We start from the raw sequence: 6,044 nt of genomic DNA on the forward strand, positions 1-6,044 counted from the left end.
GTCTACGACGGCCCGATCGACCTGGCGTACGCGGGCGCCGTGTACGAGGTCTGAGGCACCCGGGGTACTTACGTCCTCGTACGAGTGAACGGGCGTACGCAACGCCCCGCGATTCCACCTGAAGCGCCCCCTCCAGAGCCCTCGTTGTGACCTGCGTCACCATTAGCGTGACCGTCATGGCGAAGGGAGATTCAATGAAGGTCGGAGTGCTGACCGGCGGCGGCGACTGCCCCGGGCTCAACGCGGTGATCCGGGCCGTCGTCCGCAAGGGCGAGCAGGAGTACGGATACGGGTTCATCGGATTCAAGGACGGCTGGCGGGGCGCGGCCTCGGGCGCCACCGTTCCCCTGGACATCCCCGCCGTCCGCGGGATCCTGCCCCGGGGCGGCACCATCCTCGGCTCCTCGCGCACCAACCCGTTCAAGACGGGGAACGGCGTGCGCGACATCAAGGACAACCTCGCCAAGTACGAGGTGGACGCGCTCATCGCGATCGGCGGCGAGGACACCCTCGGGGTCGCGGCCGAGCTGTACGAGGACTACGGCATCCCCTGCGTCGGCGTGCCGAAGACCATCGACAACGACCTGTCCGCGACGGACTACACCTTCGGCTTCGACACCGCCGTCGGCATCGCGACCGAGGCCATCGACCGGCTGCACACCACGGCCGAGTCGCACATGCGGGTCCTGGTCGTCGAGGTCATGGGGCGGCACGCCGGCTGGATCGCGCTGCACTCGGGGCTCGCGGGCGGCGCCAACGTCATCCTCGTCCCGGAGCAGCGCTTCGACGTGGACCAGGTCTGCGCCTGGGTGACCTCCCGCTTCAAGGCGAGCTACGCGCCGATCGTGGTGGTCGCGGAGGGGGCGATGCCCAAGGACGGGCACATGGTGCTCAAGGACGGCACCAAGGACCCCTTCGGCCACGTCCGGCTGTCGGGCGTGGGCGAGTGGCTGGCGAAGGAGATCGAGGCGCGGACCGGGAAGGAAGCCCGCACGACGGTACTGGGGCACATCCAGCGGGGCGGTACGCCCAGCGCCTTCGACCGGTGGCTCGCGACCCGGTTCGGGCTGCACGCGATCGACGCGGTGCGCGACGGGGACTTCGGCAAGATGGTCGCGCTCAAGGGGACGGACATCGTCCGCGTGCCGATCGCCGAGGCCACGGCCAAGCTGAAGACGGTGGATCCGGCGCTGTACGCGGAGGTCGGGGTCTTCTTCGGCTGAGCGGCGGGCGACCCGGGGGGACGGGCCGTAGGGTGAAGAACGGCCCGTGGTCCGTCGACGTAGTGGAGCTGGCGTGGAGATCCTGGCATTCGGTGTGACCGCCGACGAGAAGCCGCTCCTGGAACGCGCCTTCGCCGGCCGGCACGAGGTCCGCTGCCTCGACGTCTTCCTGAGCGAGGACACCGCGCCCATCGCGGCCGGGTACGAGATCGTCTCCACCGGTGTGAACGCGGACCTGAGCGGCCGGGTGCTGCGGACCCTGGCCGCGGGCGGGACGAGGATGATCGCCCAGCGTTCCACGGGCTTCAACAACATCGACCTGGACGAGGCCCGGCTGCTGGGCATGACGGTGAGCCGGGTCTGCACCTACTCGCCCTACTCGGTGGCCGAGTTCGCCTGGGCCCTGGCGATGGCCGTGAACCGGCGGATCGTCCGGGCGTCGAACCGGACCCGGGACTTCGACTTCCGGCTCAACGGGCTGATGGGCCGGGACATGCGCGGCCGCACGGCGGGCGTGCTCGGCACCGGCAGGATCGGCGAGGCGTTCACCCGTATCGCGCACGGCTTCGGGATGAACCTGCTGGGCTGGGACGTGGCGCAGAACCCGGCGTGCGTGGAGCTCGGCATGAAGTACGTGGACAGGGACGAGCTGCTCGCGTCCTCGGACCTGATCAGCCTGCACGTACCGCTCCTGGAGTCCACCCACCACATCCTCGACGCGGCGGCGCTGCGGCTGATGCGGGACGACGCGATCCTGGTGAACACCAGCCGCGGCGGGCTGATCGACACGGACGCGCTCGTCGCGGAGCTCCGGGCCGGCCGTTTCACGGGGGTCGGGCTGGACGTGTACGAGGCGGAGGCCGGGGTGTTCTTCCAGGACAAGTCCCTGGAGACCGTCAAGGACGACACGCTCGCCAGGCTCGTGACGTTCCCGCACGTCGTGGTCACCTCGCACCAGGCGTACTACACGTCCGACGCGGTGGGCCAGATCATCGACACCACCGTCGCCAACGTGGCCGACTACCTGGCGGGCCGCCGCTCGGAGAACACGCTGGTGCCGGACGCTCCATGACCTCTCCCCGCCCCGGCGGGGCGGGGAGAGGTCCCCGCGCAGCGATCAGACCGGGGCCATGACGCCCGTCAGGAGGTCGCGCAGCAGGTCCGCGCCGCGGAGCGTGAGGACCGACTCCGGGTGGAACTGGACCCCCGCGAAGCCGCCCGACACGGACCGGACGGCGTGGACCTCGCCCGTCGACGGGTCGCGGGAGACCTCGACGCCCCGCGCGCCGAGCTCGGCCGCCCGCTCGTCGGAGCAGTGCGCGGTGTAGGTGTTGTAGAAACCGACCACCTCCCGCACCCCGAACAGGTCGATCGGCGTCTGCGCCCCCTGCGCAGGCTCCGCCTTGCGGACCAGCGCGAGCCCCAGCTCGGCGGCCAGCAGCTCGTGCCCCAGGCAGACCCCGAGCAGGCCGCCCCGGTGCCCGGCCAGAAGACCGGCGGCCAGAGTGCGCAGCATCCGCATCCTGGGATCCGAGGACTCCGCCGGGTTGCCCGGTCCGGGGCCCAGCACGACCGGGCCGTCCCACGCCAGGGCCGCCGCCGGCAGTCCCGGATCGTCGTAGCGGCGTACGGTCACCTCCAGTCCGGCCACCCGCAGCACGTGCGCCAGCATCGCCGTGAAGGTGTCCTCGCCGTCCACCACCAGCGCGTGGCCCGTCAGGGAGGAGGGCTGCTCCTGCATCCGGAGCCAGAAGGGGGCCAGGTCCGCCCGCCGGGCCGCGAGCGCCGCCTGCACCCGGGGGTCGTCCGCGAGCCGCGCCCCCTCGAAGGCGGGCCGAGGCGCCGCCGCCCGGACCCCGAGCGCCGCCAGTACCCCCGCCGCCTTCGCGTGGGTCTCCGCCACCTCGCCCGCCGGGTCGGAATGCCGCACGAGAGTGGCCCCGACCGGCACCCGCAGCACACCGTCCGCCGCGATGTCGGCGGTGCGGATCAGGATGGGGGAGTCCAGCGTCTGCGCCCCGGAGCCGTCCCGGCCCAGCAGGGCCAGCGCGCCCGCGTAGTAGCCGCGCCCCCCGCTCTCGTACCGCTCGATCACGCGGCAGGCGTTCTGCACCGGTGAACCGGTGACCGTCGCGGCGAACATGGTCTCCCGCAGGACCTCCCGCACGTCCAGCGAGGAACGCCCCCGCAGCTCGTACTCGGTGTGCGCGAGGTGGGACATCTCCTTGAGCCGGGGCCCGACCACGACACCGCCCATGTCGCCGACGGTGCACATCATCTTGAGCTCCTCGTCGACCACCATCGACAGCTCCTCGGTCTCCTTGCGGTCGCCGAGGAAAGCCAGGAGCGAGTCCGCCGTGGGCCCGCCGGCCGGGTAGCGGTACGTCCCGCTGATCGGGTTCATCACGACCGTCCCTCCCGCCATCCGCACGTGCACCTCGGGGCTGGCCCCCACCAGCGTGCGCTGCCCGGTGTGGACGACGTACGTCCAGTACGCGCCCCGCTCGCCCAGCAGCAGCCGCCGGAACAGCGCGAGGGCGTCGGCCCGGCCGAAGCCGTCGATGCGGCCCTCGTAGGTGCGCCGGATGACGAAGTTCGCGCCCTCCCCGCGCCCGATCTCGTCCCGGACGACGCGCTCCACGGTGGCCGCGTACTCGGTGTCGGGGACGTCGAAGCCGCCGCCCTCGACCCGCACCCCGTGCGCGGGCAGCGCGGCCAGCGCCTCGGAGAGCGGGACCTCGTACGTCTCCTCGGCGACGAGCACGCTCAGCGGCGTGCCGTCGTCGCGCACGTCGAACCCGCGCTCCCGGATCTGCCGGAAGGGGACGAGCGCCAGGGTGGGCAGCTCCCCGACGGGCAGGTCGGCGAGGTGCTCGGCCTCGTGGACCGCGCCGATCAGCACCTCGACGGTGTCGTGGTCGCGGCCGGGGGTCCGCCGGCGCAGCAGGGCGAACGGCGGGCAGGAGTCTTCGAGCAGGCGGCTGAGATTCATTCGCAGGGGCGTCCTTCCGGTGGGAGGAGCGGCCCCTGGTCCGCGCGCGAACGCGGAAGGCCGCCCCTCGGGGCGGCCTTCGCGTCGGTCGTGTCGTCAGGTACGCGCGAGGAGTGGGCCGCCGGGAGCGGGCCACCACCAGTTCTGGTTCGAGTGCGCGTACATGGGGGCGACCCTAACCCAGCCGCCCGGCGGAGGCGAAGGATCCGCCGACCGGGCATGTCCGGAATTGACGATTCCGGCCGTTGGCGCTCGGTACGAGAGATATCTGTCTCACGTTGTGGGCGCCTGGCCGGACGTGGCGCGGGACGCCGTAATGTGTACGAGGTGACCGTGAACGCTGAAATCCAAGCCCCCGCCACCAAGGCGACCTGGCGAGACCTTCCCGCGGCGCAGCAGCCTTCGTACCCCGATGCCGAGGCTCTGCGCGCTGTCGTCGCGGACCTCGAGTCGTATCCTCCGCTCGTCTTCGCGGGCGAGTGCGACCAGCTGCGCGCCCGCCTGGGAGCCGTCGCCACGGGCGAGGCGTTCCTGCTGCAGGGCGGCGACTGCGCCGAGGCCTTCGACGCCGTGTCCGCCGACCACATCCGCGCCAAGCTGAAGACGCTGCTCCAGATGAGCGCCGTCCTGACGTACGCGGCCTCCGTGCCCGTCGTCAAGGTCGGCCGCATCGCGGGCCAGTACTCCAAGCCGCGCTCCAAGGACACCGAGACCCGCGACGGCGTCACCCTGCCGACCTACCGCGGCGACTCCGTCAACGGCTTCGCCTTCACCGAAGAGGACCGGATCCCGGACCCCGAGCGGCTGAAGCGCATGTACCACGCGTCGGCCTCCACGCTGAACCTGGTGCGCGCCTTCACCACCGGTGGTTACGCGGACCTGCGCCAGGTGCACGCGTGGAACCAGGACTTCGTGAAGTCCTCCCCGTCCGGGCAGCGCTACGAGCAGCTCGCGCGGGAGATCGACAACGCGCTGAACTTCATGAAGGCCTGTGGCACCGACCCGGCCGAGTTCAAGGCCGTCGAGTTCTACGCCTCCCACGAGGCGCTGCTGCTTGACTACGAGGGCGCGCTGACCCGCACCGACTCGCGGACCGGCAAGCTGTACGACACCTCGGGCCACATGGTCTGGATCGGCGAGCGCACCCGCCAGCTGGACCACGCGCACATCGAGTTCTGCTCGCAGATCGCCAACCCGATCGGCATCAAGCTCGGCCCCACCACCACGGTGGACGAGGCGCTGACGTACATCGACCGCCTGGACCCCGAGCGCGAGCCGGGCCGGCTGACGTTCGTCGTCCGCATGGGCGCCGACAAGGTCCGCGCCAAGCTCCCCGAGCTGGTCGAGAAGGTCACCGCCTCCGGCGCGACCGTCGCCTGGGTCACCGACCCGATGCACGGCAACACCTTCGAGGCGGCCTCCGGCCACAAGACGCGCCGCTTCGACGACGTGCTCGACGAGGTCAAGGGCTTCTTCGAGGTCCACAAGGAGCTCGGCACCCACCCGGGCGGCATCCACGTCGAGCTCACCGGTGACGACGTCACCGAGTGCGTGGGCGGCGGCGACGAGATCTTCGTCGACGACCTGCACCAGCGCTACGAGACGGCCTGCGACCCGCGCCTCAACCGCAGCCAGTCCCTGGACCTGGCCTTCCTGGTCGCCGAGATGTACCGGGATCAGTAAGTAGGAACGTACGACAGTGGGGGGGGGGTGGCTGTGTTACGCGCCCCCCCGGCGGGTAACGGGGGGTTTTGGGTGCCCAACATTTTTTTGGGGTTTGTTTTACACACACCCACCCGGGGCGCGGCGGAACCCAAACCCCAACAGGG

The 6,044-nt window shown here is 71.3% G+C and carries 4 protein-coding genes; 3 read left to right on the forward strand and 1 reads right to left on the reverse strand.

The window, feature by feature from the left end:
- The first annotated feature begins 194 nt into the window (after positions 1-194).
- Together ACFCZ1_RS33380 and ACFCZ1_RS33385 are read left to right on the forward strand one after the other, a co-directional pair.
- On the forward strand, positions 195-1,223 hold the full coding sequence (locus ACFCZ1_RS33380) for a 6-phosphofructokinase (RefSeq protein ID WP_376682064.1): 1,029 nt from the start codon (positions 195-197) through the stop codon (positions 1,221-1,223).
- Positions 1,224-1,296: 73 nt separating this feature from the next.
- Positions 1,297-2,295, forward strand: coding sequence for a 2-hydroxyacid dehydrogenase (locus tag ACFCZ1_RS33385; RefSeq protein ID WP_376682023.1), 999 nt, complete (start codon positions 1,297-1,299; stop codon positions 2,293-2,295).
- 45 nt (positions 2,296-2,340) lie between these two features.
- Here the strand turns inward: ACFCZ1_RS33385 and ACFCZ1_RS33390 are convergent, their stop codons facing one another.
- Positions 2,341-4,215: an anthranilate synthase family protein gene (locus ACFCZ1_RS33390; protein WP_376682024.1), complete on the reverse strand. Its 1,875-nt coding sequence runs from the start codon at positions 4,213-4,215 to the stop codon at positions 2,341-2,343.
- A gap of 327 nt (positions 4,216-4,542) precedes the next feature.
- Between ACFCZ1_RS33390 and ACFCZ1_RS33395 the strand changes: the two genes are divergently transcribed.
- Positions 4,543-5,898 (forward strand): class II 3-deoxy-7-phosphoheptulonate synthase, encoded by a 1,356-nt coding sequence (locus ACFCZ1_RS33395; protein WP_376682025.1) that lies wholly within the window; start codon positions 4,543-4,545, stop codon positions 5,896-5,898.
- The last annotated feature ends 146 nt before the right edge of the window (positions 5,899-6,044 follow it).

The sequence above is a fragment of the Streptomyces sp. NPDC056224 genome (genome assembly GCF_042267665.1).
Taxonomy (GTDB): Bacteria; Actinomycetota; Actinomycetes; order Streptomycetales; family Streptomycetaceae; genus Streptomyces.